We start from the raw sequence: 26,891 nt of genomic DNA, 5'->3' as shown, positions 1-26,891 counted from the left end.
GCGTGCTGATTCCCGGCCCGAGTCGCGGTGGGGGAGATGCTCCAGCTGTCTGCAAGGTGGATGCCGCGCGATGGCTGCGGCACCCAGTGGCCGGGCGGTGTCGGGTGGCGCTCGTGCTCAGTGGGCTCGGTGGGTGGGGAGGAAACGGCGGGCGTAGCCGATGGCGGTGCCGGTGTCGGGGAACACCGCGTCGTCGCCGCCGGCGGGCAGCGCTCCCATGGTGGCGAGGCGGGCGCGATGGTCGTCGCGCAGCCCGGACATGAGGACGGTGATGTGGCGGTGCTGGAGCTTGCGCACGGCGTCGGCGAGGACCAGGGCGCCGGTGGTGTCGAGGGCGGTGACGCGCGACATCCGCAGGATCACCACCCGCACGTCGGCGACCTCGGACAGCTCCAGCAGGAAGCGGTGCGCGGCGGCGAAGAACAGCGGGCCGTCGATGCGATAGGCGACGATGTGGTCGCGCAGCAGGTCGTGTTCCTCGCCGAGGTGGTCGCTCGCGTCCAACGGCACCTGGTGCAGGTTCGCCTCGCGGGCGACAGCGCGCACCGCGAGCACGAGCGAGAAACCGATGCCGATCACTACCGCGGTGACCAGGTCGAACGCCACGGTGACGAAGAAGGTGACCGCCATGACGATCGCGTCGCCCCGCGACGCGCGGGCGATCGCGGCCAAGGACGCGGCCTCCACCATCCGCACGGTCGTCGCGAGCAGCACCCCGGCCAGCGCCGCGATCGGGATATCGGCGACGAGCCCGGCCGCCAGGGCGACGATGCCAGCAAGGATCGCCGCGTGCGTCAGCGCCGCGAGGCGCGTGCGCGCACCCGAGCGGACATTGACCGCGGTGCGGGCGATCGCGCCGGTCGCGGGCACACCGCCGAACAGCGGCGCGGCGATATTGGCCAGCCCCTGGCCGAACAGCTCCCGGTCCGGGTCGTGGCGGGTGCCGTCGGCCATGGCGTCGGCCGCGGTCGCCGACAGCAGGGATTCGAGCGCGGCCAGCGTGGCGACCGCGAGCGCGGGCAGCAGCAGGGTGGTCAGTTCGTCCAGGTGCAGGAAGTTCAGGGAGGGTGCGGGCAGGCCGGACGGAATCGCCCCGATGCCCGCGAGATCCAGGTCGAAGACGCGCCCGACGATCGTCGCCGCCGCGACGGCCACCAGCGCGAACGGCAGCTTCGGCAGGAACCGCCCGCCGACCAGGATCACGACCGCGACCGCCAGCGCCGTCACCGGCGCGGTCGCGTCCGGATGCTCGGCGAACCGGCGCCCGGCGTCGAACGCCGACTGCCAGACCTTCTCGCCTTCGGCTCCCGATACCCCCAGCGCGCCCGGAACCTGTTGCAGCGCGATCACGACCGCGATCCCTGCGGTGAATCCCTCGATCACCGGAGCCGGCATGAACCGCACCGCACGGCCGACACCGGCGAAGGCCAGCGCCATCAGCAACACACCTGCCATCAGCCCGACGGTCAGCACCCCGGACGCGCCGTGTTCGTGCACGATCGGCACCAGCACCACGGTCATGGCGCCGGTCGGTCCCGACACCTGAAAGCGTGAGCCGCCGAACACCGCGGCCAGCGCACCGGCCACGATCGCCGTCGCCAGACCGGCGGCGGCGCCGAGCCCGGAACTGATGCCGAATCCCAGCGCCAGCGGCAGTGCCACCAGCGCCACGATCAGCCCCGCCATCAGATCCGTGCCCGGCGCCCGGAAAGCGGGCTTCCACTCCGACCAGGTCGGCAGCAGTGCCCGCATGGTCAGCGGTTGCCGAGCAGACGCAACTTCAGCGCGGCCAGCTGCTCGCGCAACGCGTCCGGTAGCCGGTTGCCGCCGATGCCGGCGAACCATTCGTCGATGGACCTGGTCTCGGTGACCCACTCGTCCACGTCGACGGCCAGTGCCCGTTCGACCAGCGCGCGGTCGGCGTCGTCGAACCCGGCCAGATCCAGCGCGCCCGCGGTGGGGACGAAGCCGATCGGTGTCCACTCGGCGTCGGCGGTGCCGTCGAGGCGTTCCAGCGCCCACTTCAGCACGCGCACGTTGTCACCGAAGCCGGGCCACAGGAAGGTGCCGTCGACGTCGCGCCGGAACCAGTTGACCTGGAAGATCTTCGGCAGCTTCGTGGCGTCGGCGGCCGCGCCCAGCCGCAGCCAGTGCGCGAAGTAGTCGCCCACGTGGTAGCCGAGGAACGGCAGCATCGCCATCGGATCCCGCCGCACGACGCCGACCGCGCCGGTGGCCGCCGCCGTGGTCTCCGAGGACAGCACCGACGCGGTGAACACCCCGTGCGCCCAGTCGAAGGTCTCGGCGATCAGCGGCACCGTGCTCGCGCGGCGGCCGCCGAAGAAGATCGCCGAGATCGGCACGCCGGTCGGGTCGTTCCATTCCGGCGCCACCGACGGGCACTGCTCGATCGGCGTGCAGTAGCGCGAATTCGGATGCGCGGCAGGGGTTCCGGAGTCCGGGGTCCAGTCGTCGCCGCGCCAGTCGGTGAGGTGCGCGGGCGGTTGTTTCGTCAGGCCCTCCCACCACACGTCGCCCTGATCGGTGAGCGCGGTGTTGGTGAAGATGGAGTTGCCGCGGTCGATGGTGGCGATCGCGTTGGGATTGGTGCGTGCGCCGGTGCCGGGCGCGACACCGAAGAACCCGGCCTCCGGGTTGACCGCGTACAACCGGCCGTCGGCGCCGAAACGCAGCCAGGCGATGTCGTCGCCGATGGTCTCGGCCTGCCAGCCGGGCAGCGCGGGCTCCAGCATCGCCAGGTTGGTCTTGCCGCAGGAGGACGGGAACGCCGCGGCCACATAGTGCGTGCGGCCCTGCGGCGAGGTGAGTTTGAGGATGAGCATGTGTTCGGCCAGCCAGCCCTCGTCGCGCCCGATCACCGACGCGATGCGCAGCGCGAAGCACTTCTTGCCGAGCAGGGCGTTGCCGCCGTAGCCGGAGCCGTAGCTCCAGATGGTGCGTGCTTCGGGGAAGTGCGCGATGTATTTGGTGCTGTCGCACGGCCACGGCACGTCGGCCTGGCCGGCCGCCAGCGGCGCGCCGACCGAATGCAGGCACCGCACGAATTCGGTGTCGCCGGTGAGCTTTTCCCAGACCGGGGTGCCCGAGCGGGTCATGATCTGCATCGACACCGCCACGTACGGCGAGTCGCTGATCTGCACCCCGAACTTCGGTTCGGCGGCGTCGAGCGGGCCCATGCAGAAGGCGATGACGTACATCGTGCGGCCCGTCATCGCGCCGCGGTAGTGCTCGGTCATGACGGTGCGCATGTCGACCGGGTCGACCCAGTTGTTGGTCGGTCCCGCGTCGGCGGCGTCGGCGGAGCAGATGAAGGTGCGGTCCTCGACGCGGGCGACGTCGTCGGGGTCGGAGGCGCACCAGAAGGAGTTGGGCTTGCCGGTGAGCCGGACGAAGGTGCCCTTTTCGACGAGTTCGCCGGTCAGGCGATCCCATTCGGCACGGGACCCGTCGCACCAGACGACGCGGTCGGGGGTGGTCAGCGCGGCGATCTCGTCGACCCAGCGCAGGATGGCCGGATGGTCGGTCGGAACCGTCGTCGGCGCGGAACTCGCGGTCACGGATGTTCTCCTTGTCAACTTGCTAGGTGGCTAATTTAGAAAGTCTGCAATCAGCGGGCGGCGATGTAGCGGTAGGGAAAGGGGAGAGGATCAGGCCACGGTGGACTCGGGGTTCTCGAGGAGTTCGGCCTGTCCGGCGACGACACCGGTGAGGATCGCGCGAGCCACGACCAGCAGCTCCTTCACGCGCGGCGAGGTGAGTTCGTAGGTCACCGAGAGTCCCTCGCGGCGCGCGGTCACCAATCCGGCCCGGCGCAGGATCGCGAGCTGCTGGGACAGGTTCGCGGCCTCGACGCCGACCTCGGGCAGCATCTCCGAGACCGCGTGTTCGCGCTCGCTGAGCAGCTCCAGCACCCGGATGCGGACCGGGTGGCCGAGGGTTTTGAAGAAGTCGGCCTTCATCTGGTACAGCGGCCTGCTCAGTCCTGGCACCGCGGCGAACCCCGTCCTGCTGTGGCGGTATGGTGTTTTCTAACTTTAGCAAACAGGCTAACAGGAGAGATATGCCCCTCGCCTCGCTCAACGGCATCCAGCTCAACTACGACGTCACCGGGTCGGGGCCGCTCGTCCTGCTCGTGATGGGCAGCGGCAGTCCCGGCCGGGTCTGGCGGACCTATCAGGTGCCCGCCCTGGTGAAGGCGGGTTTCCAGGTCGTCACGGTCGACAATCGGGGGATCGCGCCGTCGTCGGAATCGGCGGCGGGGATCAGCATGGCCGACCTGGTCGGCGACACGGCCGCGCTGATCGAGCAGCTGGGCGCGCCCGCACATGTGGTCGGGACGTCGATGGGGTCGCGGGTGGTGGCCGAGCTGGCGCTGGCGCGGCCCGAACTGCTGGGCAAGGCGGTGATGTTCGCCGCCACCGCGCGGCCGCATCCGGTGTCGAGCACGCTCAACCGTGGTGAACAGGCGCTGTTCGACAAGGGAATTGCGCTGCCGCCGGAGTACGCGGCGGCGGTCAAGGCGATGCTGAACCTGTCCCCGCACACCCTGGCCGACCCGGCCAAGGCCCAGGAGTGGCTCGACATCTTCGAATTCACCTCGGGCAAGGGCACTCCCGGCACCCGCGCCCAGCTGGGCATGGACCGCTCCCAGGACCGGCGCGCGGCCTACCGTGGGATCACCGTGCCCAGCCTCGTCGTCGGATTCGCCGACGACCAGATGGTGCCGCCGCGGTTCTGCCGCGAGGTCGCCGAGGCGATCCCGGGCGCCCGCTACGCCGAGATCGAACGCTGCGGACACTACGGCTACCTCGAACAGCCCGACGAGATCAACCGCGTCCTCGTCGAATTCCTCTCCGCCGCTTGATCACCCGCCCCGAAGGACCACCGATGAGCGATTCGCTGCCCCCTTGTCCCGCCTGTTCCTGCGAATACACCTACGAGCTCGGCGCCCTGCTGGTGTGCCCGGAATGCGCCAACGAGTGGTCGCCCGCGGGCGCCGACGACGCGGGTGACGACGTGATCCGCGACGCCGTGGGCAATGTGCTCGCCGACGGCGACACCGTGACCGTGGTCAAGACCCTGAAGGTCAAGGGCAGCCCGACCGGCATCAAGGCGGGCACCAAGGTGCGCAATATCCGCCTGGTGCAGGGCGTCGGCGATCACGACATCGACTGCAAGGTGGACGGCATCGGCCCGATGCAGCTGAAGTCCAGTGTGGTGAAGAAGGTCTGATCACCGCCACGTGACGGTTCGCCGATCAGCGCGTCGGCTGGATCAGCTTGTCCGCGGCGGCCGCCACGATGGCCGCCGCGGTCTTGCTCAGGGCGGGGGAGTCGAGTTTCCACTGCTGCCAGTACAGCGGGACATCGATATGGGCGTGGCCGCTGATGTTGACGAGTGTGCCGGTGGCCCTGTCCTTTTCGGTCTGCAGGTCGGGCAGCATGCCCCAGCCCATGCCGAGCCGCACCGCGTCGCCGAAGGCGTTGGACGACGGTACGAAGTGCATCGGCGGGTCGATCGGCAGGGGTGATCGGCGGCCGACGTGCCGGAACTGGAGATCGTCCTTGCGGTCGAACTGGATCATCGGCACGTGCGCGTACGCGTCGGGACGCGCGCCGTCGGGAAACCAGTGCGCCACGAAATCCGGCCGGGCGAGCGACTGGTAGCGCATGGCGCCGAGCGGGACGACCTTGCAGCCCTGGACGGGTGTCGCGGTCGCGGTGATCGCCGCCATCACGGTGCCGTCGCGCAGCAGCCGGGTGGTGTGTTCCTCGTCCTCGCGGTGCAGCTCGAAGCAGATCCCGCTGCCCACCGCGGCCAGGGCGGGCATCACCCAGGTCTCGAGCGAGTCGGCGTTGACGGCGATCGGGATCCGCGCCGGCCGCCCGGCGGGGCGGTCGACGTCGCCGAGTTCGCGGGCGGTGTCGCCGGTGAGCAGCTCCACCTGCCGGGCCAGCCGCAGCACCGCGAGCCCGGATTCGGTGGCGCGCACCGGTTTCGAGCGTTGCACCAGGATGCGGCCCGCCGCCTCCTCCAGCGCCTTGATCCGCTGGCTGATGGCCGACGGGGTGACACTCAGGCGCCGCGCCGCCGCGTCGAAGGTGCCCTCGGTGAGGACCGCGTCCAGTGCGCGCAGCTGGTCCAGCTGGAGATCCATGTAAGAAATTCTAATGGTAGTGAAGAATCATTAGCTGGTCTGAAAATTGATGGTCTCTTAACGTCGAAAGACGTGACGGCATCCTCCGCGGCACTGGCCGCCCTCTCCGGATTGGGCTTCGGGCTCTCGCTCATCGTGGCGATCGGCGCGCAGAACGCGTTCGTGCTGCGCCAAGGCGTGCGCGGGCAGCACGTGCTGCCGGTGATCGCGGTCTGCGCGGCGTCCGACATCGTCCTGATCGCGGCCGGGGTCGCGGGGTTCGGGACCGTCGTCGAGGCCGTGCCCGCGGTGCTGATCGTGGCGCGGTACGCGGGTGCGGCGTTCCTGCTCGGCTATGCCCTGCTGGCGGCGCGACGGGCGCTGAGTTCGTCGGCGCTGATCGCCGAGGCGGCGGGCGCCTCGGTGGCCGTCGGGGCGTCGGTGCTCACCTGCCTGGCGCTGACCTGGCTCAATCCGCACGTCTACCTGGACACCGTGGTGCTGCTCGGGTCGTTCGCCAGTACCTACGCGAGCCCGGATCGCTGGTTCCTGGCCGCGGGCGCGATGCTCGCGAGCGTCGTCTGGTTCCTGGCGCTGGGATACGGCGCGCGCCGTCTGGGGCCGCTGTTCGCGCGGCCGGGCGCGTGGCGGGTGCTCGATTCGCTGATCGCGGTGATCATGTTCGCGCTCGCGATCGGGCTGGTCGTCTCCTGACGGCGCCGCTCAGGACCCGGCGGTCCACGGGGTGACGGGCGGCTTCACCCAGAGCAGCTTCTCGTCGGCGTTGGCCCGCACCGCGGCGGCGTGGCCGGGGTTGCGGGCGGCCCAGGCGTCCTTCTGGTCGAGGAGGTCAGCGACCACCTGCCAGGTCTCGCCGGTGCTCGGCGGATTGGTGTCGGCGGCCCTGGCCAGCTTGCGCAGCGTGGCCGCGGGCAGGGCGAGCAGTTCGGCACCGCGGATATCGCGATCCCAGAGGTAGCCGGCCAGCCGACGGGCCTTGGCGACGCGGCTGGCGGTGGCCGCGTCGGAATGCGCGTGATCGGGTGCCTGATCGGCGCTGTCTGGCACCCGGCGATTCTACGACGAACGCCCGCGCTCCGGTCGGCGATGACCGGGGCGCGGGCGTTCACCCGTCAGCTGGCTCAGTAGGCGCTGTTGACGTTGTCCATCGAGCCGTAGCGGTGCGCCGCGTAGTTGCAGGCCGCCACGATGTTGGACACCGGGTTCCAGACGTCGAAGGGGGTGCCCTCGACGTGGTACGCGGCGAAGGTCGGGTCGATCACCTGGAGCAGGCCCTTGGAGGGGATGCCCATCGCGGCGTTGGAGTCCCACAGGTTGATCGCCTGGGGGTTACCGGTCGACTCGCGCATGATGTTGCGGTGGATGCCCTCGTAGCTGCCGGGGATGCCCTTGGCGGCCATGATGTCGAGGGCCTGGCGGATCCAGCCGTCCAGGTTGTCCGGGTAGACGGGGGCGGCGGGCTCGGGCATCGGGGCCGGAGCGGCCTCGGGAGCGGGCGCGGGGGCCGGAGCGGCCTGGGGCGCGGGGGCCGGGGCGGGGATCGCCTCGACGGCGGGGGCGGCGCCGACGGCGGGGATGCTCTCCGCCTGCTCGACGACCATGGCAGCACGCTCGGGAACGCTGTCGTCGGCGAAGGAGACGGCGGAGGACGCGGCTACGGCGACCAGACCGACCGCGGCGACCGCCACGGTGAACGCCTCACGGCGCGAACGACGGCCGATAACGGTGCTGAGCTTGTCTTTGTTGAGCATTGCTGTTCTGTTCCTTCATCTCTGTCTGGCGACCGCGGGCCCCGATGGGGGCGCGGTGGATCGCGCAGCGCGCGCAGCGGCGCACGCCGGTCAGGCGATGTGTTGTTTCTGTCTGTATGGGAATGTGCGACGCTGTAGTGGTCGGACTCGCTCGATGGCGGTCCGCGCGTCGCACGGTGCTCCACAGCTGGCTGCGGGGAGACCACGCGCTGTTCGGTTCTGTGCTCCGGAAGTTGGATACCTCGGGGCTAACCAAACCGCAGGTCTGTTTGTGACCTGATTGCAGAATGGTCACGACGGGTGAACAGAAGGTAAACGGAATCTGAACGGCAAACGCTGCCGATCTTGGTCGGTTCCCCGCGCAGTTGCAGAATCGTTATCTATGCAGGGGGTTTGCCGCCTCGAACGATGTGCCGCGCGTCACAGAAAAAGTTTGCCCAAATCTGGTTTCGGGAGCGTTTGCGCAGCTCCAGCGTGTCCGGATCGGGACTGCTGTGATGTGACGACCGGTGTCCATGGCATTTCGATAACGACCTCGTGACCGTTACCGAACGGGCGACCCGGACGTAGAAAGACCGCATCCCGGCAGTTGCGGTAACTGCCGGGATGCGGTCTGTTGTGCGCCATCAGGGACTCGAACCCCGAACCCGCTGATTAAGAGTCAGCTGCTCTGCCAATTGAGCTAATGGCGCTTGGTTTGCTCGGACCGCGACTCTGGGAGAGAACCTCTCGGTGTCTCTCTCAGCCCCGCTCTCCGGTGCGGAACAAACATTAACAGGCTTGGGGCCGGAAAGTGAAATCGGGCTCTGACCAGCGGCAATGCTGAGCCCTTCGCGTTGTTAACGGCGGAGGCCCCGCCGCGTATCTAACGATTGTGACTTGGTCGTGTCGCGGGGCCTTTCCCGTTGGTGGCGACCGGGCGGGCTGGCAGAATGGCGGGACGACGATCTCGTCCGCCCCCGCCGGCGCGGATGGCACGAGCGATAGGCGTCGGTGGGATCTGCGGCGCACACAGTTATTGCGTCGGTACGGAAACGGGGTTGACATGAGTAAGACGCGGGGGCGACATCGGTCGCTGCGGACGATCGTTCCGGTGGCGTTGCTGGCGGTGTTCGCGCTCGGCGCGTCCGCCTGCTCGGCCGCCGAGGGCGCTGGGGTCGAGGTCGCGATCGACCGCAACCCGATCACCGAACTCATCAAGCCGAAGCTGGTGTCGACCATCAAGGACGGGCAGGTCGGCGTCTCGCCTGGCATGCCGATGGCCTTCCAGGTCGAGGACGGCAAGTTCACCGAGGTCACGCTCACCAACCGGGAGGGCCGCGCGGTCGCGGGCCAGCTGGCCGCCGACGGCCGCTCCTGGGCGACCAGTGAGGTGCTCGGCTACGGCAAGACCTACCAGCTCACGGCCTCGGCGATGGGCCTCGGCGGCGTGAACTCGACCACGCTCAGCTTCACCACGAGCTCCCCGAACAGTCAGACCAAGCCGTACCTGCTCCCCGGCGAGGGCGAAGTGGTCGGCATCGGTCAGCCGGTGGCCATCCAGTTCGACGAGAACATCCCCGATCGCCGGGCCGCGCAGGACGCCATCAAGATCACCACCGAGCCCGCGGTCGAGGGCGCCTTCTACTGGGTGAACAACCGCGAAGTGCGGTGGCGCCCAGAGCATTTCTGGGCACCGGGCACCAAGGTGACCATCGATGTGAACGTCTACGGCAAGGACCTCGGCAAGGGTCTGTTCGGCCAGGACAACATCCACTCGTTCTTCACCGTGGGCGACGCGCAGGTCTTCACCGCCGACGACAACACCCACCAGGTGACGGTGGAGCGCAACGGTCAGGTGATCATGACCATGCCGACCTCGATGGGCAAGGACTCCACGCCCACCGACAACGGCATCTACATCGTCAGCGACCGGCACGAGAAGATCATCATGGACTCCTCGACCTACGGCGTCTCGGTGAACTCGCCGGACGGCTACCGCACCCCGGTCGACTACGCGACGCGAATCTCCTACAGCGGCATCTTCTTCCACTCGGCACCGTGGTCGATCGGACAGCAGGGCTACTCCAACGCCAGCCACGGCTGCCTGAACCTGAGCCCGGCGAACGCCCGCTGGGTGTACGAGAACGCCAAGCGTGGTGACATCACGATCATCAAGAACACCGTCGGCGGCACCCTGTCCGGTGTCGACGGCCTCGGCGACTGGAACATCGCGTGGCCGGAATGGAAGGCGGGCAACGCCGACGCCCCCTGATCCACCCGACAAACGAAAGGGCCACCGGAGATTTCCGGTGGCCCTTCGTTTCGTTGCGGGGTGGGTCAGGCGGGTGTCGGCAGGTCGGCGCAGTCCATCATCGCCTCGCCCGCGACGGCCAGCGCGCTGCCGAGGGCACCGCAGAGGATGCGGCCGCCGAACAGCAGCCGGTCCAGATTGGGCAGGCCGGCCGAGCCGGTGCCGGACGAGCCGGTGGTCTCGACGCCGGTGGTCGAGCCGCTCTGCGCCGAGCCGGACTCGGGCTTGTCGCTGGGCAGGCCGAAATCGCCGGTGGCCGTCGGTGCGGCGGCGACATACGGGGACAGGGGCAGGCCGGGCGACTCGGCCGCCGCGGTCCCCGCGATCGGGCCGAGCGCGGTGGCGGCCGCGAAGGCCGCGACGACGGTGGAACGCTTCATCAAGTGGTCTTTCCGGTCGAACGCTGACGAGATATGCCCCACATCTGGGCAGTGGTCCAGAGTGTAGCGGGCAAACGTGATGTTCGTCATGGCCCTGGTCGGAGAGCCTCAGGCGGTCGCGGCGAGCCCGTCGTCGTGGCCGCGCAGTTCGCCCGAGATGCTGACGCCGGGATCGCCGACGACGACGCGGCGGGCGCCGCAGCGGCACCGCTGATAGGCGACGAGGCCCTCGCTGGTGCGGTGGCAGGACTCGATCCGCCAGGTGTGCGTGGGGTGGCTGGTCATGCTTCGAGTCTGATGTAATGGCATTGTGCATTACAACCATTACGGACGGGAGCCGGTGCAGCTCGGCGTCGATCTGCTCAACCGGCCGTGTGCCGACGCTGCGGAGCTGGGCGAGCGCTGCGTGGCGTCGGGACTGGTGCTGGCCACCGCGCCCACCGCCGCCGATCTCGCGTCCGTGACGGCGTTTCTGGCGCGCTGGCGCCGGGTGTTGGACTGCGCCGACCACACCGCGCGCGCCGCGCTGCTGAACGACTTGCTCGGCGAGTACGCCTCGGCGCCCCGGCTGACCGATCACGCGGGCGACGGCTGGCACCTGCATTTCCGCGATCCCGGCGTCCCCACCGACCGGCAGATCGCGGCGCTCATCACCGTCGGCACCGCGCTGCACCTGACCGGGCTCGGCATGGACCGCCTCGGCGGCTGCGCGGCCGAGGGCTGCGCGCGGGTGTACGCCGACACCTCACGCAACGGCAGGCAGCGCTTCTGTAGCCCGGCCTGCGCGAACCGCTCGGCCGTGCGCAGGCATCGGGCGAGCCGCGCCGCCGCCCGCTAGCGTCAGCCCAGAACCGGGAAGTTGGCCCGCAGGACGCCGTGCGGGTCGCGGTCCTGCTTGAGCAGGCGCAGCCGGGCCAGCGTCGCCGGGTCGAACGCCGCGCTCGCCGATTCGCCGGGCGCCAGGAAGGTGTAGGGCTTGGCGCCGGTGAGGTGCGGGCCGAGCTCGTCGAGGATGGTGGCGAAGCCCGCGGTGACGTCGTCGACCAGATGCGGCAGGCCGAGGCCGAGGAGATAGAGCGCGTAGGGCTCGGTGACCGGCCCGCGGGCGCCGTCGTGCGGGCCGGATGCGGCGAGCGCTCCGCCAAGGCCGCGGAGCTGGATGTTGAGCAGCGGCGCCACCGGCGCGTCGATGAGCGTCTTCACCACCGCGTCACCGAGGTCGGTGAGCAGTTCGCCGCGCGAGAGCGACGGACTCGGATCGGTCGGCTCGGCGGTGATGGTGCCGAGCTGGTCGGCCGTCATCGCCGCCCTGGTGTCGACGAGCGCGCCCGGCAGCGCGTCCAGGCCCCGGGTCAGCGCGCGGCCGTCGGCCGGGTCGCCGAGGTAGGCGAAGTCGATCGCGACCGTCGGCGCCGCGCCCGGCAGCTGATAGCGCTGCAGCCACACCGACAGTTCGGCGGGCGCGTCGGTGGTGAGCGCGGTGAACAGCTCGAACGCCTCGTGCGTGCGCTCGGCCGACCAGCTCAACCGGCCGCCGTAGAGCTGGGGCAGCTCGACCAGATCGAACTCGAGCGCGGTGACGATCGCGAAATCGCCACCACCGCCGCGCAGCGCCCAGAACAGGTCGGGATCGGACGCGGCGTCGACCCGGCGCCGGACACCGTCGGTGTCGACGATGTCGAACGCGCGGACCGCGTTCGACGCCCAGCCGTGCGCGCGGGCCAGCCAGCCGAAGCCGCCGCCCAGGGTGTAGCCGGTCACGCCGACGACGGGGTTGCTGCCCGCCAGGCCGGACAGCCCGTGCGCCGCCGCGGCGGCTTGCACGCGGCCCCACTGGGCGCCGGACCCCACCCTGGCCCGCCGCGCGGCCGGATCGATCGCGATGTCGTCGAGCGCGCCGGTGCGCAGCAGCACGGCGTCGTCGATGTCGCCGGTGGCGCCGTGGCCGGTCGGCTGGGTCACCACCGTGCGGCCCGCGCCGGCCGCCCAGCGCACGACGGCGGCGATGTCGTCGGCGTCGGCGGCCGCGACGACGGCGCCGACCGACTGGGTCACCGCCACGTTCCACGGCCGGGCGGCCTGCTCGAAGTCCGCGTCACCCGGCAGCAGCACGGTGCCCTGGACGGTGCCGCGCAGTTCGTCGATACCCATGGTCGAAATCCTCACTTCTCTCGGTGGTCCACCGAGTCGACGACGGCGGGGCCGCGAGTGTGACATGAAGGTGCCGGGAATGCAGAAAGCCCGGTCCGTGCGGACCGGGCTTTCTTACTAGGGGTGACTGACGGGACTCGAACCCGCGACAGCCAGGATCACAACCTGGTGCTCTACCAACTGAACTACAGTCACCATCACCGGTTATTCACCGGCGCGGTAAATAGTAGCCTGTCCCGGCCCTCAGGCCCTAATCGGCTGGTCGTGGGCTTGTTCCGGTGACATCGACGGCCTCGGTGACGGCCTCGGCGACCGCCGCGATCTCCGTGGTGGACGGGCCGGGCAGCGGCACGAACGCGGTGCGGCGGTAGTACTCGAGCTCGCGGATGGATTCCTTGATGTCGGACAAGGCGCGGTGCGCCAGGCCCTTCTCCGGCTGCCCGAAGTAGATGCGCGGGTACCAGCGGCGGCACAGCTCCTTGATCGAGCTCACGTCGACCATCCGGTAATGCAGGTGCTCGTCGAGTTCGGGCATGTCGCGGGCGATGAAGCCTCGGTCGGTGGCGATCGAGTTACCGCACAGCGGCACCGTGCGCGCGGTGGGCGCGTACTGGCGGATGTAGTCGAGTACCTCGGCCTGCGCCTGCTCGAGGGTCACGGTGGAGCGCCGAACCTCTTCGGTGAGACCGGATTTCGCGTGCATGTCGGCGACGACCGGGGGCATGCAGGCCAGCGCCGCGTCGTCGGCGTGGATGACGATGTCGACACCGTCACCGAGAATGTTCAGGTCGCTGTCGGTCACGAGCGCGGCGATCTCGATCAGCTTGTCGCTGTCGAGGCGGAGCCCCGTCATCTCGCAATCCATCCAGACCAAGAGTTTGTCTGACACCTGAGCCACCCTAACGGGCGATACAGTTTGCTTGGAATTCCCCGGCAGACGTTTCGAGCATTTCTTGCGTACGGCAGTTGTGACCAGACGGAGGACGCGCGAATGACCACCCCCCAGGAGAAGGCGGCAGCGGCACGCAAGGCGGCCGAGGAAGCGGCGCGGGTCGCCGCGGAGGCCGCCGCGGCCGCGGAAGCCGCCGAGGCGGAAGCCGCCGCGACGAGCGCCGAAACGGCGCAGGCGCCCGCGGCGTCCGGCGCGGCCGCCGAGATCGCGGCGGGCTACGCCTTCGACGGACCCGCGCTCGAACTCGGCACCGTGATGGTCGACGGCGTCACCGATCCCGCTGCGCGGGTGCGGATTCCGCTGCGGATGATGAACCGGCACGGTCTGGTCGCCGGCGCCACCGGCACCGGCAAGACCAAGACGCTGCAGGGCATCGCCGAGCACCTGTCCCGGGCGGGGGTTCCCGTGGTGATGGCCGACATCAAGGGCGACCTGTCCGGCCTGAGCGAACCGGGTCAGACCAATGACAAGATCACCGCGCGAGCCGCCGAGACCGGGGCCACCGATTGGGCGCCCAGCGGCTTCCCCACCGAGTTCGTCTCGCTCGGCACCGGCGGCATCGGCGTGCCGATCCGGGCGACCATCTCCTCGTTCGGCCCGATCCTGCTCAGCAAGGTGCTCGGCCTCAACGACACCCAGGAATCCACGCTCGGCCTGATCTTCCACTGGGCCGACCAGCGCGGCCTCGCCCTGCTGGATCTCAAGGACCTGCGCGCGGTGATCACCCATCTGACCAGCCCCGAGGGCAAGGAAGACCTCAAGGGCATCGGCGGCGTCTCGGCGCAGACGGCGGGAGTGATCCTGCGCGCTCTGGTGAATCTGGAGGCCGAGGGCGGCGACACGTTCTTCGGCGAACCCGAACTCGATCCGGCCGATCTGCTGCGCACCGCGGGCGGCCAGGGTGTGATCACGCTGTTCGAGCTCGGCCAGCAGGCGGCGCGTCCGGTGCTGTTCTCCACCTTCCTGATGTGGGTGCTCGCCGACCTGTTCCAGACGCTGCCCGAGGTGGGCGACGTCGACAAGCCCAAGCTGGTCTTCATCTTCGACGAGGCGCACCTGCTCTTCGCCGAGGCGTCCAAGGCGTTCCTGCAGCAGGTCGAGCAGACGGTGAAGCTGATCCGGTCCAAGGGCGTCGGCGTGTTCTTCTGCACCCAGCTGCCCACCGACATCCCGAATCCGGTGCTGTCCCAGCTCGGCGCGCGCATCCAGCACGCGCTGCGCGCGTTCACCCCCGACGATCAGAAGGCGCTGTCGAAGACGGTGCGGACCTATCCCAAGTCGACGGTGTACGACCTGGAGGAGGCGCTGACCTCGCTGGGCACCGGCGAGGCCGTGGTCACCGTGCTCTCGGAGAAGGGCGCGCCGACCCCGGTGGCCTGGACCAAGATCGCGCCGCCGCGCTCGCTGATGGACACCATCGGCGACGAGGCGATCAAGTCCAAGGCCCTGTCGAGTCCGCTGCAGGGCAAGTACGGACAGAGCATCGATCGCGAATCGGCCTACGAGATGCTGCTGGCGAGTGTGGCCGCCGCCGATCCGGCCCCCGAAGCGCCGCGGGCATCGGGACGCGCACAGCCGGAAGAGGATTCGGCGGCCGAGCGGATCATGAAGAACCCGGCGGTGAAGAGCTTCCTGCGGTCAGCGGCCAGTGCGGCGGGCCGGGAGATCAGCCGCAGCATCTTCGGCACGCGGCGGCGCTAGCGAGCACCGGTCATCGCACGGCCGGCGGTCGTCCCCGGTCGTGCGATGCGGGGCGATGGGTCTCAGCTGCTGCCGAACCATCCCCAGGGGAACCAGTTGTGGTAGCCGCCGCCGCGGCCACGGTCACAGTATTCCCAGTTGCGGTCGTACCGGTGGTCGCGGCCGTACCAGTCGTTGTCACAGCGGTAGCCGCGGTCGCGGTCGCAGTACTCCCAGCCGCGGTGGTTCCAGTCGTCGCAGCGCGGATACTCGGTCTGCACCACGCCGGGGGTGACGGCGGGCGCGGCGATGGCGGGTGCCGCCACCGTCAGCGGAAGGGTGAGGGTCGCACCCACTACCGCGAGACCCAGGAGCAGTCGGCGCATGCCTGCCTGATGTGTCGTGTCGGTCTTCATGGCTGCCTCGTCGGTCGGATTTGTTCGATTTCCCCGACATGTCCGATCCTAGGCTCGGTACGGGCGTCGCCACCAGCCCCTGACGGCGCCCGATGCCCGGTTCAGCCGAGTTCACGCATCAGCAGATCGGCGGTCGTCTCCCGGCGCCGGAGCTGCTGGACGCGGCCCTCGGCGACGGCGACGATCGGCGGTCTGCCGACGGTGCTGTAGGTCGAGGCCAGCCCGTGGTGGTACGCGCCGGTGCACGGCAGCGCGAGCACTTCGCCGGGACGCAGATCGGCGGGCAGCCGTACCTCGGTGGCGATGAGTTCGCCGGATTCGCTGTGCCTGCCCGCGATCGACGCCGTCAGCTGCGCGCCGGTGGGATGCCGGTTGACCACCAGCGCGCCACCCTGCCCGCGGCACTGCCCACCGCAGCTGCCGCCGTCGACGATCACGCGATGTCCGCCCTCGGCCGTCTCGGTGATCGAGAGCACCCGATACAGCGTGACGCCTGCCCTGGCGACGATCGCGCGGCCCGGTTCCATGGTGATCGCGGGCCGGGGGAAGCGGTGCCGGGCGCAGGCGGCGTCGAGCGCGTCGTCGAGGATGTCGGCGAGTTCGCGCAGGTTCAGTTCGGCGTCGCCGCTGCGGTAGGCCACCGCGTGCCCGCCGCCGATGTCGAGGTGGGTCAGCAGCATGCCGTACTCGTTGTCGATCCAGGCCAGCTCGCCGACCATCCGGCGGATGGCCTCGCCGTAGTGGTCCGGATTGTGGATCTGCGCTCCCAGGTGGCAATGCAGGCCGATGAGCTGGAGATTCGGCTGGGTCGCTATCCGGGCGACCGCGGTCTCGAACGAATCGCTGCCGAGCGGGAAGCCGAACTGCGGGCCGCCGGGCACATCGATCCCGGTGGCGACGCGCAGCAGGATCTGCTGGGGCGCGGTGGCCAGCGCGGCCAGCAGGGTGATCTCGGTGAGCGACCCGACGACGATGCGGCCGACGCCGTAGCCGACGGCGGTCTTCAGCTCGTCGAAGGTCTTGCCGTTGCCGTGCAGCACGATCCGGCGCGGCTCGATGCCTGCGGCCAGCGCGACCGACAGCTCACCCGCGGACCCGACCTGCACCGACAGGCCCTCTTCGACGACCCAGCGCGCCACCGCGCCCACCATCAGCGCGGTGCCCGCGTAGACGATCTCGGCATCGGGGAAGTGCTTGCGGTAGGCACGGCAGCGCTCGCGCACCTCGGCCTCGTCGACCACGTGCACGGGGGTGCCGAACTCGTCGGCGAGATCGGCGAGGGCGACCGTGCCGAGGGTGATCCGGCCGTCCTGGTCGTAGTGGGTGTCGGCCGGCCAGACAGCGGGGTCGAGCCGCGGCACGGTGGTCGCGCGCAACGACGGGAAGATGTCGAGCAACGTCACGGTGGTCTCCTGGGGACGCCCCCGCGTTCCGATGGCGGGGCCGATTCCAGGACTACGCCGTGCGCGGGCCGCTGACCTCGGTATTGACGAGTCCTTGACCACCCGGCCGGAGTTCCTGACGGGTTGCTGACACACGCCACCCGTCAGGGGTGATCAGCCGCCCAGCTTCTTGTAGAACGCGCCGGCGATCGGGGCGGTCACCGCGCGCGGACCGTAGTTCCCCGCGACGCTCATGCCCTTGCTGATCAGGCCGGGCACGATGCGCATCTTGTTGCGGGCCAGCGCGTCGATGGAGACCTTGGCGGTGTACTCGGAGGAGACCCAGAGGAAGTCGGGGACCATCCTGTCCACGATCGAGGCGTCCTCGGGTGCCGGGGTCTCGGTGCGCACCGGGCCGGGCGCCAGCAGCGTGACGTTGACGCCGGTGCCCTTGAGCTCGCCGCGCAGCGATTCGGAGAAGGTGTTGGCGAACGCCTTGGACGCGGCGTAGGTGGCGTTGTTCGGGATCGGCATGTTGCCCGCGGCCGAGCCGCTGATCAGGATGCCGCCCGCCTTGCGCTCGATCATGCCCGGCAGCACGGCCAGAGTCAGGTCGTGCACGGCGGTCGCGTTGAGTTCCATCTGCGCGCGCTCATAGGCGAAGTCCAGCTCGGCGACCGGGCCGAAGGTGGCGATGCCGGCGTTGTTGCACAGGACCGCGATATCGCGCACGGCGAGTTCGTCGACCAGGCTCGCCCGCTGGGTCCGGTCGGCGAGGTCGACCGCGCGTACCTCGGCGGTGATCCCGTGCGCCAGCGTCAGCCGCTGGGCCAGTTCGGTGAGGATCTCACCACGCCGCGCGACCAGGATCAGCGAGTAACCGCGTCCGGCCAGTTCGGCGGCCAGCGCGGTGCCGATTCCGGAGGACGCGCCGGTGACGACGGCACGATTGTCTGCAGTGGGGGAGGGCAGGCTCACACGGGGAGCTTAGGGGATCGGTCCCGGCCGGGCGGTGGCCACGTCGCCCACCGAGCTCAGTCGATCGGGTCGCGGTGGCCCTAGGCTGACCCCTGTCATGACGACCGAATCGCCGAATCGCCGGACCGATCCCGCAGCGCCGCGCACCCTCGAGCCGCCGCGCACCCTCGGCCGACCGGGCCCGCCGATCGGCGGTGGCCATGGTGGCTGAGCACCAGGTGTTCGGAATGGGCGATGAGCCGTCCGCCGCGCCGACCTGGCCGTCGCCGACCGAGGACGAGATCGCCGAAGCCGTCGAGGCGACCTGGGGCGGAGCCGAGCCCGTCGAGATCGTCTGGCGCAGTGCGCGTCCGCTGTCCTCGACGGTGGGCGTGCGATCGGGTGACGGGGCCATGGTCGTGGTGAAGCGGCTGCCGCTGCACCTCCGCGACCTGGCCGCGCTCGCCGAGGAACACAGGTTCATGGCGCACCTGCGCGCCGGGGGCATCCCGGTGCCCGAAGTCCGGGCCACTCGCGGCGCTCGGCCTGTCGGTGGCGCGCCCGGCTTCGTCTACGAAGTCCAGCGGGCGGGGGTGGGCGAGGACCGGTATCGCGCCGACTTCTCCTGGACGCCGTACCGCGACGCCGCCGATGCGGCGGCCGCCGGTGCGATGACGGCCCGGATGCACCTGGCCGCAGCGGGTTTCGACGCTCCGGCGCGACCGGCTCGGCCCCTGGTCGCCAGCCTGCACGGCGACGACGTCGCGCGTGCCTTCGAGTGGCACATCGCCCGTCGCCCCGCCGTCGCCCGTTTCCTCGCCGATCGGGACTGGCGGGCCGAAATCCCCGATCTGCGCATCGATCTCACCGGTGTCGCCCCGCTGTGGACGCACGGCGACTGGCACGCGACCAATCTGCTCTGGACAGGCACCGAGGTCACCTCGGTCTTCGACTTCGGCCTGGCCGACCGCACGACGGCCGTCTTCGACCTCGCCACCGCGATCGAACGCGCTGCGGTGGACTGGGTGTCGCTGCGGGACGGCGGGCCTGCCCACGTCCGCGCGGAGCAGGTGCGCGCGCTGCTCGAGGGCTACCGGGCGGTGCGTCCGCTCGCGGCCGCCGAACAGGCTCTGCTCGCCGACCTCCTCCCGGTGGTCCATCTCGGCTACGAGCTATCGGAGATCGACTACTTCCTGTCTGTCGCGGATGAGCCGCGCAGCGCCGAAATCGCCTATCAGGATTGGCTGCTCGGCCATCTGTCCTGGTTCCGGACGCCGGCAGGCGGGGACCTGCTGGCCCTCGTTCGCGATCTGGCAGCTGAGTAGTCGGCTCCCGAAGACGTCACCACGCCGCTCGGCGAGGTGCTCGCGCATCCGTGGCGCAGGTGCTGACGTCGGGTTCGGAGTGGGGCCCGGACGCAGAACACCGCCCCGCACACCGGATGCGAGTTCGGTGTACGGGGCGGTGCGACGATCGTCCCTCGCGTCGGACGACCGGGTCTGCGGTTACAGGCGCGCCGCCAGGCGGGTGCCCTGGGCGATGGCCCGCTTGGCGTCGAGCTCGGCGGCCACGTCGGCGCCACCGATCAGGTGCAGGTCCACGCCGGCCGCGCGCAGCGGCTCTTCCAGTTCGCGCACCGATTCCTGGCCCGCGCAGACGATCACGTTGTCGACCTCGATCACCCGCGGCTTCTCGTGCTTCTCACCGAAGCTGATGTGCAGGCCCTGATCGTCGATGCGCTCGTAGTTCACGCCGCCGACCTGTTCGACACCCTTGGCCTTGAGCGCGGCGCGGTGCACCCAGCCAGAGGTCTTGCCCAGGTCCTTGCCGAACGGGGTCGACTTGCGCTGCAACAGCACCACGTCGCGGGCGGCGGGGGAGGGCTTGGGCTGCTTGAGCTGACCGCGGACCTGCTCGTCCTCGGAGTCCACACCCCACTCCTCCTTCCACTCGTCGAGCTTGAGGGTGGGATGTCCTTCGACGGTGAGGAATTCGCTCACGTCGTAGCCGATGCCGCCCGCGCCGATCACCGCGACCTTCTTGCCGACCGGCTTCTCCTCCTTCACCAGTTCGGCGTAGGACAGCACCATCGGGTGGTCGATGCCGGGGATGTTGGGGATACGCGGGCGCACGCCGGTCGCCAGCACCACCGAGTCGTACCCGCCCGCGATCAGCTCGTCGGCGCTGACCCGCTTCTCCAGGTGCAGGGTGACGCCGGTGAGTTCGATCTTGCGGCGGAAGTAGCGGATCGACTCGTCGAACTCCTCCTTGCCGGGGATGCGGCGGGCGATGTCGAACTGGCCGCCGATCTTGTCGTCGGCCTCGAACAGGTCGACGTGGTGACCGCGTTCGGCCAGGCTGACCGCGGCCGAGAGACCGGCCGGACCGGCACCCACCACCGCGAACCGCTTGGCGCGCCGGGTCGGCAGCAGCTGCAACGTGGTCTCGCTACCCGCGCGCGGGTTGACCAGGCACGACACCTTCTTGTTGCCGAAGGCGTGGTCGAGGCAGGCCTGGTTGCAGGCGATGCAGGTGTTGATCTCGTCGGCCCGGTCGCCCTCGGCCTTGTTGGCCCACTCGGCATCGGCCAGCAGCGGCCGGGCCAGCGAGATCAGCGCCGCGTCGCCGCGGGTGAGGATCTCCTCGGCGATCTCGGGCATGTTGATCCGGTTGGACGCGCAGACCGGGATGTTCACCCGGCGGGCGACCTTGGCGGTGAACTCCACGAACGCCGCGCGCGGCACCGAGGTGACGATGGTGGGCACCCGCGCCTCGTGCCAGCCGATGTCGGTGTTGAGGATGTCGACGCCGGCGGCCTCCAGTTCCTGGGCCAGCGCGATGATCTCCTCGAAGGTCTGGCCCTTCTCCACCAGCTCGGCCATCGACAGCCGGAACACGATGATGAAGTCGGGGCCCACGGCGGCGCGGATGCGCTTGGCGATCTCCACGGGCAGCCTGCGCCGGTTCTCGGCGGTGCCGCCCCACTTGTCGGTGCGCTTGTTCACCCGGGGCGCGAGGAACTGGTTGATGAAATAGCCCTCACCACCCATGATCTCGCAGCCGTCGTAGCCGGCGAACTTGGCCAGCTCGGCACAGCGCGCGTAGTCGTCGATGGTGTTCTCGATGCCCTTGGCCGAGAGTGCTCGCGGCTTGAACGGGTTGATCGCGGACTTGATCGCCGAGGCCGAGACGCTGGTCGGCATGTAGGAATAGCGACCGGCGTGCAGGATCTGGATGGCGATCTTGCCGCCCTCGGCGTGCACCGCCTTGGTGATCTTGCGGTGGCGGTAGGCCTCGGACTTGGTGGTCAGCTTGCCGCCGAACGGCGCGAGCCAGCCGGTGCGGTTGGGGGCGTAGCCGCCGGTGATGATCAGGCCGACCCCGCCGCGGGCGCGCTCGGCGAAGTAGGCGGCCAGCTTGTTGGTGTCCCAGGCCCGGTCTTCCAGACCGGTGTGCATGGAGCCCATGACCACCCGGTTGCGCAGGGTGGTGTGGCCGAGGTCGAGTGGCTCGAACAGGTGGGGATAGGAAGTCATGGAAGGTCGTCACCTTTTCGGGGTCGCAGGGCCTGCAGTACTTCGTCGCACCATTCGACGTAGCCGGACTCCGCGCGGATGCCCGCGCGCAGCACCAGATACTGGTGCAGAGCGGCGCCGGAGAGCTGGTCCGGCGCCGGGAAGAATTTCTTCTCGCTGAGGCGGTACTCGTCGAGCCGCTGCGCGTGCTGGGCGCGATGGCGCGCAACCTCGCCCAGCACGGCGTCGATATCGCCGTGCGCGGCGCCGCGGATCTTCACGCCGAGTTCGTCGTGGGACGGGCTGTACTCGGTGGGTTCGGCGATCCAGCGGGCGAGCTCGGTCCGGCCCGCGGCGGCCACCGAGTACACCTTCTTGTCGGGTTTTCCCTGCTGGGCGACCGATTCCACGGTCACCCAGCCGGAATCCTCCATACGCTTGAGTACCCGGTAGATCTGCTGGTGGGTGGCACTCCAGAAATAGCCGATCGACTTGTCGAATCGGCGAGCGAGTTCATAGCCCGAGCCGGCCCGTTCGCTGAGCGAGACCAGCAGCGCGTGCTCCAGTGCCATGGGACGAGGGTATCCGGAACGCTCGGTACTATGCAACCAGGTTCATATGAATGACGGCGTGCCGAAACGCCGATGTGTCCTGCCGGGAGGCGTGATCCCCATTACGCTTCGGCCATGACCGAGGTGAACGCGGCCGAGACCGTCGGCGAGGCGGCCGGGCGCGGGCAGGTAGTGGCGTGGGGATTGTGGGACTGGGGGTCCTCGGCGTTCCAGGCCGTCACGCTGACCTTCGTGTTCTCGGTGTATCTCACCGACAAGGTCGGTGACGACCTGCCCGGTGACACCCCGGCCAGCGCGTGGCTGGGGTGGGCGCTGGCGGCGGCGGGCCTGGTCGTCGCGCTGACCGCGCCGGTCTGCGGGCAGTACTTCGACGCGGTCGGCTCCCGCAAGCGAGCGCTGGCGACCCTGACCGCGCTCACCGTCGGCGCGATGTCGCTGATGTTCTTCGTCCACGACGACTACCACGATCTGTGGCTCGGGCTGGCGCTGCTGGCCTTCGCCTCGGCCGTGTTCGAGCTGGCCGGTGTGCCCTACAACGCCATGATGCGGCAGGTCTCGACGCCGGCCACGGTCGGGCGGGTCTCCGGATTCGGCTGGGCGATGGGCTATTTCGGCGGCATCGTGCTGCTGCTGATCTGCTACGTGGGGTTCCTGGCCGGGGACGGCGACACCCGCGGCGTGCTCGGCATGCCCACCGACCAGGGGCTCAATGTGCGCCTGGCCATCGTGCTGGCGGCGGTCTGGTTCACCGTCTTCGCGCTGCCGGTGCTGTTCGCGGTGCCCGAACTCCCGCGCACCACCGCCGACCCCGGCGCAGCGCGGGCCGGGCTGCTCGGTTCCTACCGGGTGCTGTGGCGCGATGTGCGCGAGCTGTGGGCGCGCGACCGGCACACCGTGTGGTTCCTGCTCGCCAGCGCGGTCTTCCGGGACGGGCTGGCCGGGGTGTTCACCTTCGGCGCGGTGCTCGCGGTGCAGGTGTACGGCTTCGCCGACGCCGATGTGCTGCTGTTCGGTATCGCCGCCAATGTCGTGGCCGGCGCGGCGGCGATCGCGGCGGGTCGCTTCGACGACACACTCGGGCCCAAGCGGGTGATCGTGGCCTCGCTGATCGGGATGCTCGCGTGCGGGCTGGTGCTGCTGGTGGTGTCGGGCTCGCTGATGTTCTGGATCTTCGGGCTCGCGCTCACCGTGTTCGTCGGGCCGGCGCAGGCCTCGGCGCGCTCGTTCCTGGCGCGGCTGGCGCCGCCAGGGCGGGAGGGTCAGCTGTTCGGGCTGTACACCACCACCGGGCGGGCGGTCTCGTTCCTCGCGCCCCTGCTGTTCGGTGTGTTCGTGTCGATCTTCCACAGCGACCGGGCCGGGATCGCCGGACTGCTCGTCGTCCTGGCGGCGGGTCTGCTCGTCCTGCTGCCGGTGCGCGCGCCCGCGTCCACGGTGACCGCGGCGTAGTGGTGGTTCACCAGAACGGGGCGGCCCGCACTGTGTGTACGCCCGTACTCTGAAATTCCGGCTGTGCGGCATGTGGGGTGTGTTACACCATGGACCGCATGCGGCCACAGCCCCGGAAACATCCCTCAGTCAGCGGTTTTGGGAACCCAGCCGCCGATGCCCAGCGCGATCAGGCGCATCTGCATGACGGTGCGTTCGACCACCGCCGACTCCTCGCGCGGTGTCGCCGCGACGTAGGCGGCGATCCCGTCGGTGACCGTGGTGACCAGTAGGTCGGCCGCGATCTCGAGCTCGGTGGTGCTCCAGGTGTCCAGTGCGCGCAGCCGGGACAGATCGGCCACGATCTCGCGCACGATCAGCTGCATCTCCATCGCGATCGCCTGGCGCAGCGGGGCCGGCCCGCCGTGGCGCTCGCGGATGAGGAAACCGAACAGCGCGCGCTTGGCCCTGACCTGCTCGAACACGAAGCGCACTGTATCGGCCAGATGCGCGTCCGGTTTGCGTCTGACCTCGCGCAATGCCAGGCGCAGCGCCGTCACGCCCTCGTCGACCAGCGTGGCGCCGAGGTCGTCGAGCGAGGCGAAATGGCGATAGAACGCGGTCGGCACGATGCCGGCCGAGCGGGCGATCTCCCGCAGGCTCAACGCCGCGAATCCGCGGTCGGCGGCCAGCGTCAGGGTGCCTTCGAGGAGGGCCGCACGGGTGTGCGCCTTGCGCTCGTTGCGGGTTCCTGCCTGCTCAGTCACATCGGTGAGCATACATCCGTTCACCATAGTCGCTTCCCTGGATATGTTGCCCGCCTCACATCTTTGCCGGTTGACAGCGGGCTGGGTCCATCCGGCACACTGGTGAGTGTACAGGCGTGCACTGAAATGTGAATCGCATGCCGCACAACTTCCGCAGAGGGGCAAGACGCATGGTGGGACTGATCGACCTGGTGCAGACGTTGACGACGCCGCATCCGCTGGACCGGTACCTGGAGCTGGTCTCGCCCGCGCTCACTGCGCGGGAGCTGCGCGCCGAGGTCACCCATGTCTCGCACGCGGTGCCCGGTTCGGTGACGCTCACCCTGCGCGCCTCCCGGCAGTGGCGCGGCCACAGCGCGGGCCAGTATGTGCAGATCGGCGTCTCCATCAACGGCGTCCGGCACACCCGCTGCTACTCGCCGATCGATCCGGAGAGCCGCGGCGACCGCTTCCTCCAGCTCACGGTGAAGGCGCACCCGGGCGGGCTGGTGTCGAACTACCTGCACGAACACGCTAAGCCGGGCATGGTCGTCGACCTGGCGCCCGCCGCGGGTGTGTTCGCCCTGCCCGAGCGTCGTCCGGACCGGGTGCTGCTGGTCAGCGGCGGCAGCGGCATCACCCCGGTGCTGTCGATGCTGCGCACCCTCGACGCCGAGGGCTTCGCCGGCGAGGTCACCTTCCTGCACTACGCGCGTCAGCCCGAGATGGTGCCGCACCGGGCCGAGCTGACCGCGATCGCCAACCGCAGGCCGAACTTCCGGATCGAGTACCGCTACCCGGTCGAGCCGGGCACCGTCGTCGACGGTGAGACCTCCACCGGCAGTGGCTTCTTCGACTACGACGAGCTCGAGCGGGTCGCGCCGTGGTTCGCCGACGCGCAGACCTTCGTCTGCGGTCCGCCGCCGCTGATGCGGGCCGTGCAGACGATCTTCGAGGCCGAGGGTCTCGCCGATCGGGTGCACAGCGAGGAGTTCACCCTCACCACCGTGCCGGCCGACCCGGCCGAGGCCACCGGCACCATCACCTTCTCCGGCAGCGACGTCGCCGCCGACAACACCGGAGCGTCGCTGCTCGAGCAGGCCGAATCGGCGGGCCTGACCCCGGAATACGGCTGCCGGATGGGCATCTGCTTCTCCTGTACCGCGACCAAGGTCTCCGGCTGCACCCGCAACCTGCGCACCGGCGAGCTCGACGCCGATCCCGACAAGCAGATCCAGATCTGTGTGAACACGGCCGTCGGCGACGTCGACATCGCCCTCTAGACACCGAGTACCGAGAAACCAACCAAGGGGAGATACAGCCATGACGATCCTCACCGAAGGCAAAGACGGCCCGGTCATCCTGACCCCGGACCAGGTCGAGGAGCTCGGCCAGGCGCTCGACGAACTGCGCGCCCGCGTCGAAGCCGATCTGGGCGAACGCGACCGCGACTACATCTACAAGATCATCAAGACCCAGCGCGGCCTGGAGATCGCCGGCCGCGGCCTGATGTACCTGGGCTTCCTGCCGCCGTTCTGGCTGGCCGGCGTGGCGGCACTGGGTGTGTCGAAGATCCTGGACAACATGGAGATCGGCCACAACGTCATGCACGGTCAGTACGACTGGATGCGTGAGCGCGGCATCAACTCCCGCGAATTCGACTGGGACACGGTCTGCCCGGCCGACCAGTGGAAGCACTCGCACAACTACATGCACCACACCTACACCAACGTCCACGACATGGACCGCGACATCGGCTACGGCATCCTGCGCATGGACGAGGGCCAGAAGTGGCACCCGTACTACCTGGGCAACCCGGTGTACGCCTTCCTGCTGATGACCTTCTTCGAGTGGGGCGTGATGCTCCACGACCTCGAGTTCGACAACATCGTCAAGGGCAAGCGCACCTGGGCCGAGATCAAGCCGCTGCTCCAGGGGCAGGCCAAGAAGGCGAGCAGGCAGGTCGTCAAGGACTACGTGGCCTTCCCGCTGCTCACCGGCCCGCTGTTCTTCCACACCCTGGCCGGCAACGCCGCGGCCAACCTGGTGCGCAACCTGTGGACCTACTCGATCATCTTCTGCGGTCACTTCCCCTCGGGTGTACAGACGTTCACCAAGGAGGAGACCGAGGTCGAGACCCGCGGCGAGTGGTACGTCCGGCAGATGCTCGGCTCGGCCAACATCAAGGGCTCCAAGCTGTTCCACATCCTGTCCGGCAACCTGTCGCACCAGATCGAGCACCACCTGTTCCCCGACATCCCGGCCAACCGCTACCCGGAGATGGCGCCCGAGGTGAAGGCGCTGGCCGAGAAGTACGGCCTGCCGTACAACACCGGTCGTTTCTCCAAGCAGATCGGCTCGGTCTGGGCCAAGATCTTCCTGCTCTCGGTGCCGGATCGCTTCGTCAAGAGGGCACCCAAGCCCAGTGTTATCGTTATGCGTAATCGGAAGGCAACCGAAGTGGGCGTGTAAATGGTCGGCAAATTCGAA

At 69.5% G+C, this 26,891-nt stretch carries 26 protein-coding genes and 2 tRNA genes; 10 read left to right on the top strand and 18 right to left on the bottom strand.

Features of this window, described 5'->3' with window-relative positions:
* Nucleotides 1-117 precede the first annotated feature (117 nt).
* The 3 genes from ACFYWJ_RS30470 to ACFYWJ_RS30460 form a co-directional block, all read right to left on the bottom strand.
* Entirely contained in the window at nucleotides 118-1,752 is a 1,635-nt protein-coding gene (locus ACFYWJ_RS30470; RefSeq protein ID WP_355276857.1) for a SulP family inorganic anion transporter, read from the bottom strand.
* A gap of 2 nt (nucleotides 1,753-1,754) precedes the next feature.
* On the bottom strand, nucleotides 1,755-3,578 hold the full coding sequence (locus tag ACFYWJ_RS30465; RefSeq protein ID WP_355276858.1) for a phosphoenolpyruvate carboxykinase (GTP): 1,824 nt from the start codon (nucleotides 3,576-3,578) through the stop codon (nucleotides 1,755-1,757).
* A gap of 90 nt (nucleotides 3,579-3,668) precedes the next feature.
* On the bottom strand, nucleotides 3,669-3,980 hold the full coding sequence (locus ACFYWJ_RS30460) for a metalloregulator ArsR/SmtB family transcription factor (RefSeq protein WP_355277188.1): 312 nt from the start codon (nucleotides 3,978-3,980) through the stop codon (nucleotides 3,669-3,671).
* Nucleotides 3,981-4,081: 101 nt separating this feature from the next.
* Here ACFYWJ_RS30460 and ACFYWJ_RS30455 point away from each other — a divergent pair, with 101 nt between their 5' ends.
* Both ACFYWJ_RS30455 and ACFYWJ_RS30450 read left to right on the top strand, forming a co-directional pair.
* Nucleotides 4,082-4,885, top strand: a complete 804-nt coding sequence (locus ACFYWJ_RS30455; RefSeq protein ID WP_355276860.1) for an alpha/beta fold hydrolase — start codon at nucleotides 4,082-4,084, stop codon at nucleotides 4,883-4,885.
* A 23-nt stretch (nucleotides 4,886-4,908) separates the two neighbouring features.
* The gene (locus ACFYWJ_RS30450) at nucleotides 4,909-5,253 is read left to right on the top strand and encodes a zinc ribbon domain-containing protein YjdM (protein WP_355276861.1); all 345 of its coding nucleotides are present in this window, start codon (nucleotides 4,909-4,911) and stop codon (nucleotides 5,251-5,253) included.
* A 25-nt stretch (nucleotides 5,254-5,278) separates the two neighbouring features.
* Here the strand turns inward: ACFYWJ_RS30450 and ACFYWJ_RS30445 are convergent, their stop codons facing one another.
* On the bottom strand, nucleotides 5,279-6,178 hold the full coding sequence (locus tag ACFYWJ_RS30445) for a LysR family transcriptional regulator ArgP (protein ID WP_355276862.1): 900 nt from the start codon (nucleotides 6,176-6,178) through the stop codon (nucleotides 5,279-5,281).
* 72 nt (nucleotides 6,179-6,250) lie between these two features.
* Here ACFYWJ_RS30445 and ACFYWJ_RS30440 point away from each other — a divergent pair, with 72 nt between their 5' ends.
* Nucleotides 6,251-6,871: a LysE/ArgO family amino acid transporter gene (locus ACFYWJ_RS30440; protein ID WP_355276863.1), complete on the top strand. Its 621-nt coding sequence runs from the start codon at nucleotides 6,251-6,253 to the stop codon at nucleotides 6,869-6,871.
* A gap of 9 nt (nucleotides 6,872-6,880) precedes the next feature.
* Here ACFYWJ_RS30440 and ACFYWJ_RS30435 read toward each other — a convergent pair whose 3' ends face one another.
* The 3 genes from ACFYWJ_RS30435 to ACFYWJ_RS30425 form a co-directional block, all read right to left on the bottom strand.
* A complete protein-coding gene (locus ACFYWJ_RS30435) occupies nucleotides 6,881-7,225 on the bottom strand; it encodes a hypothetical protein (protein ID WP_355276865.1) in 345 nt (114 codons plus the stop codon).
* Nucleotides 7,226-7,299: 74 nt separating this feature from the next.
* The gene (locus ACFYWJ_RS30430) at nucleotides 7,300-7,929 is read right to left on the bottom strand and encodes a transglycosylase SLT domain-containing protein (RefSeq protein WP_355276867.1); all 630 of its coding nucleotides are present in this window, start codon (nucleotides 7,927-7,929) and stop codon (nucleotides 7,300-7,302) included.
* A 619-nt stretch (nucleotides 7,930-8,548) separates the two neighbouring features.
* A tRNA-Lys gene (locus ACFYWJ_RS30425) sits at nucleotides 8,549-8,621 on the bottom strand.
* 353 nt (nucleotides 8,622-8,974) lie between these two features.
* Here ACFYWJ_RS30425 and ACFYWJ_RS30420 point away from each other — a divergent pair.
* Complete coding sequence (locus ACFYWJ_RS30420) at nucleotides 8,975-10,183, top strand: Ig-like domain-containing protein (protein WP_355276868.1); 1,209 nt, start codon at nucleotides 8,975-8,977, stop codon at nucleotides 10,181-10,183.
* A 65-nt stretch (nucleotides 10,184-10,248) separates the two neighbouring features.
* Here the strand turns inward: ACFYWJ_RS30420 and ACFYWJ_RS30415 are convergent, their stop codons facing one another.
* Complete coding sequence (locus tag ACFYWJ_RS30415; RefSeq protein WP_218720864.1) at nucleotides 10,249-10,602, bottom strand: hypothetical protein; 354 nt, start codon at nucleotides 10,600-10,602, stop codon at nucleotides 10,249-10,251.
* A gap of 108 nt (nucleotides 10,603-10,710) precedes the next feature.
* Nucleotides 10,711-10,887: a hypothetical protein gene (locus tag ACFYWJ_RS30410; protein WP_355276869.1), complete on the bottom strand. Its 177-nt coding sequence runs from the start codon at nucleotides 10,885-10,887 to the stop codon at nucleotides 10,711-10,713.
* 25 nt (nucleotides 10,888-10,912) lie between these two features.
* On the opposite strand from ACFYWJ_RS30410, the gene ACFYWJ_RS30405 reads away from it, so the two are divergent.
* The gene (locus tag ACFYWJ_RS30405; RefSeq protein ID WP_355276871.1) at nucleotides 10,913-11,440 is read left to right on the top strand and encodes a CGNR zinc finger domain-containing protein; all 528 of its coding nucleotides are present in this window, start codon (nucleotides 10,913-10,915) and stop codon (nucleotides 11,438-11,440) included.
* 2 nt (nucleotides 11,441-11,442) lie between these two features.
* Here the strand turns inward: ACFYWJ_RS30405 and ACFYWJ_RS30400 are convergent, their stop codons facing one another.
* The 3 genes from ACFYWJ_RS30400 to orn form a co-directional block, all read right to left on the bottom strand.
* Nucleotides 11,443-12,753, bottom strand: coding sequence for an FAD-binding protein (locus ACFYWJ_RS30400; protein WP_355276873.1), 1,311 nt, complete (start codon nucleotides 12,751-12,753; stop codon nucleotides 11,443-11,445).
* A 122-nt stretch (nucleotides 12,754-12,875) separates the two neighbouring features.
* A tRNA-His gene (locus ACFYWJ_RS30395) sits at nucleotides 12,876-12,948 on the bottom strand.
* A gap of 55 nt (nucleotides 12,949-13,003) precedes the next feature.
* On the bottom strand, nucleotides 13,004-13,642 hold the full coding sequence (orn, locus tag ACFYWJ_RS30390) for an oligoribonuclease (protein ID WP_355276875.1): 639 nt from the start codon (nucleotides 13,640-13,642) through the stop codon (nucleotides 13,004-13,006).
* A 102-nt stretch (nucleotides 13,643-13,744) separates the two neighbouring features.
* Here orn and ACFYWJ_RS30385 point away from each other — a divergent pair, with 102 nt between their 5' ends.
* Nucleotides 13,745-15,406 carry a helicase HerA-like domain-containing protein gene (locus tag ACFYWJ_RS30385; protein ID WP_355276877.1) on the top strand — a complete coding sequence of 554 codons (1,662 nt, stop codon included), beginning with the start codon at nucleotides 13,745-13,747 and terminating at the stop codon, nucleotides 15,404-15,406.
* 62 nt (nucleotides 15,407-15,468) lie between these two features.
* Here ACFYWJ_RS30385 and ACFYWJ_RS30380 read toward each other — a convergent pair whose 3' ends face one another.
* The 3 genes from ACFYWJ_RS30380 to cmrA form a co-directional block, all read right to left on the bottom strand.
* Nucleotides 15,469-15,801: a hypothetical protein gene (locus ACFYWJ_RS30380; protein WP_355276879.1), complete on the bottom strand. Its 333-nt coding sequence runs from the start codon at nucleotides 15,799-15,801 to the stop codon at nucleotides 15,469-15,471.
* Nucleotides 15,802-15,902: 101 nt separating this feature from the next.
* Nucleotides 15,903-17,204 carry an alanine racemase gene (locus ACFYWJ_RS30375; protein WP_355276881.1) on the bottom strand — a complete coding sequence of 434 codons (1,302 nt, stop codon included), beginning with the start codon at nucleotides 17,202-17,204 and terminating at the stop codon, nucleotides 15,903-15,905.
* Nucleotides 17,205-17,357: 153 nt separating this feature from the next.
* The gene (cmrA, locus tag ACFYWJ_RS30370; protein WP_355276883.1) at nucleotides 17,358-18,161 is read right to left on the bottom strand and encodes a mycolate reductase; all 804 of its coding nucleotides are present in this window, start codon (nucleotides 18,159-18,161) and stop codon (nucleotides 17,358-17,360) included.
* 227 nt (nucleotides 18,162-18,388) lie between these two features.
* Between cmrA and ACFYWJ_RS30365 the strand changes: the two genes are divergently transcribed.
* Nucleotides 18,389-19,465, top strand: coding sequence for a phosphotransferase (locus ACFYWJ_RS30365; protein ID WP_355276885.1), 1,077 nt, complete (start codon nucleotides 18,389-18,391; stop codon nucleotides 19,463-19,465).
* Nucleotides 19,466-19,645: 180 nt separating this feature from the next.
* Here ACFYWJ_RS30365 and ACFYWJ_RS30360 read toward each other — a convergent pair whose 3' ends face one another.
* On the bottom strand, nucleotides 19,646-21,676 hold the full coding sequence (locus ACFYWJ_RS30360) for an NADPH-dependent 2,4-dienoyl-CoA reductase (protein ID WP_355276887.1): 2,031 nt from the start codon (nucleotides 21,674-21,676) through the stop codon (nucleotides 19,646-19,648).
* Nucleotides 21,673-22,227, bottom strand: coding sequence for a PadR family transcriptional regulator (locus ACFYWJ_RS30355; protein WP_355276889.1), 555 nt, complete (start codon nucleotides 22,225-22,227; stop codon nucleotides 21,673-21,675). The genes ACFYWJ_RS30360 and ACFYWJ_RS30355 overlap by 4 nt, the downstream gene beginning before the upstream one ends.
* Nucleotides 22,228-22,341: 114 nt before the next feature.
* On the opposite strand from ACFYWJ_RS30355, the gene ACFYWJ_RS30350 reads away from it, so the two are divergent.
* Complete coding sequence (locus ACFYWJ_RS30350) at nucleotides 22,342-23,676, top strand: MFS transporter (protein WP_355276891.1); 1,335 nt, start codon at nucleotides 22,342-22,344, stop codon at nucleotides 23,674-23,676.
* A 125-nt stretch (nucleotides 23,677-23,801) separates the two neighbouring features.
* Here ACFYWJ_RS30350 and ACFYWJ_RS30345 read toward each other — a convergent pair whose 3' ends face one another.
* Nucleotides 23,802-24,449, bottom strand: a complete 648-nt coding sequence (locus tag ACFYWJ_RS30345; protein ID WP_378827751.1) for a TetR family transcriptional regulator — start codon at nucleotides 24,447-24,449, stop codon at nucleotides 23,802-23,804.
* Between the two features lie 143 nt (nucleotides 24,450-24,592).
* Between ACFYWJ_RS30345 and ACFYWJ_RS30340 the strand changes: the two genes are divergently transcribed.
* Both ACFYWJ_RS30340 and ACFYWJ_RS30335 read left to right on the top strand, forming a co-directional pair.
* A complete protein-coding gene (locus ACFYWJ_RS30340; protein ID WP_355276895.1) occupies nucleotides 24,593-25,684 on the top strand; it encodes a ferredoxin reductase in 1,092 nt (363 codons plus the stop codon).
* Between the two features lie 40 nt (nucleotides 25,685-25,724).
* On the top strand, nucleotides 25,725-26,873 hold the full coding sequence (locus ACFYWJ_RS30335) for an acyl-CoA desaturase (protein WP_355276897.1): 1,149 nt from the start codon (nucleotides 25,725-25,727) through the stop codon (nucleotides 26,871-26,873).
* Nucleotides 26,874-26,891: the final 18 nt, after the last annotated feature.

This window comes from Nocardia sp. NPDC003269, from assembly GCF_042888005.1.
Classification (GTDB): Bacteria; Actinomycetota; Actinomycetes; order Mycobacteriales; family Mycobacteriaceae; genus Nocardia.
Note: the sequence above shows the minus strand (reverse complement) of the source record. Positions and strands in the feature narration are given on the sequence as shown.

Bases quoted from the DNA above. Each gene is read 5' to 3' on its own strand.
- ACFYWJ_RS30430 (WP_355276867.1), bottom strand. From the start codon at position 7,929: ATGCTCAACAAAGACAAGCTCAGCACCGTTATCGGCCGTCGTTCGCGC.
- ACFYWJ_RS30450 (WP_355276861.1), top strand. From the start codon at position 4,909: ATGAGCGATTCGCTGCCCCCTTGTCCCGCCTGTTCCTGCGAATACACC.
- ACFYWJ_RS30460 (WP_355277188.1), bottom strand. From the start codon at position 3,980: ATGAAGGCCGACTTCTTCAAAACCCTCGGCCACCCGGTCCGCATCCGG.
- ACFYWJ_RS30345 (WP_378827751.1), bottom strand. From the start codon at position 24,449: ATGGTGAACGGATGTATGCTCACCGATGTGACTGAGCAGGCAGGAACC.
- ACFYWJ_RS30410 (WP_355276869.1), bottom strand. From the start codon at position 10,887: ATGACCAGCCACCCCACGCACACCTGGCGGATCGAGTCCTGCCACCGC.
- ACFYWJ_RS30415 (WP_218720864.1), bottom strand. From the start codon at position 10,602: ATGAAGCGTTCCACCGTCGTCGCGGCCTTCGCGGCCGCCACCGCGCTC.
- ACFYWJ_RS30335 (WP_355276897.1), top strand. From the start codon at position 25,725: ATGACGATCCTCACCGAAGGCAAAGACGGCCCGGTCATCCTGACCCCG.
- ACFYWJ_RS30365 (WP_355276885.1), top strand. From the start codon at position 18,389: ATGGGCGATGAGCCGTCCGCCGCGCCGACCTGGCCGTCGCCGACCGAG.
- ACFYWJ_RS30355 (WP_355276889.1), bottom strand. From the start codon at position 22,227: ATGGCACTGGAGCACGCGCTGCTGGTCTCGCTCAGCGAACGGGCCGGC.
- ACFYWJ_RS30340 (WP_355276895.1), top strand. From the start codon at position 24,593: ATGGTGGGACTGATCGACCTGGTGCAGACGTTGACGACGCCGCATCCG.
- ACFYWJ_RS30360 (WP_355276887.1), bottom strand. From the start codon at position 21,676: ATGACTTCCTATCCCCACCTGTTCGAGCCACTCGACCTCGGCCACACC.
- ACFYWJ_RS30385 (WP_355276877.1), top strand. From the start codon at position 13,745: ATGACCACCCCCCAGGAGAAGGCGGCAGCGGCACGCAAGGCGGCCGAG.
- ACFYWJ_RS30420 (WP_355276868.1), top strand. From the start codon at position 8,975: ATGAGTAAGACGCGGGGGCGACATCGGTCGCTGCGGACGATCGTTCCG.
- ACFYWJ_RS30470 (WP_355276857.1), bottom strand. From the start codon at position 1,752: ATGCGGGCACTGCTGCCGACCTGGTCGGAGTGGAAGCCCGCTTTCCGG.
- ACFYWJ_RS30380 (WP_355276879.1), bottom strand. From the start codon at position 15,801: ATGAAGACCGACACGACACATCAGGCAGGCATGCGCCGACTGCTCCTG.
- ACFYWJ_RS30445 (WP_355276862.1), bottom strand. From the start codon at position 6,178: ATGGATCTCCAGCTGGACCAGCTGCGCGCACTGGACGCGGTCCTCACC.
- ACFYWJ_RS30350 (WP_355276891.1), top strand. From the start codon at position 22,342: ATGACCGAGGTGAACGCGGCCGAGACCGTCGGCGAGGCGGCCGGGCGC.
- ACFYWJ_RS30400 (WP_355276873.1), bottom strand. From the start codon at position 12,753: ATGGGTATCGACGAACTGCGCGGCACCGTCCAGGGCACCGTGCTGCTG.
- ACFYWJ_RS30455 (WP_355276860.1), top strand. From the start codon at position 4,082: ATGCCCCTCGCCTCGCTCAACGGCATCCAGCTCAACTACGACGTCACC.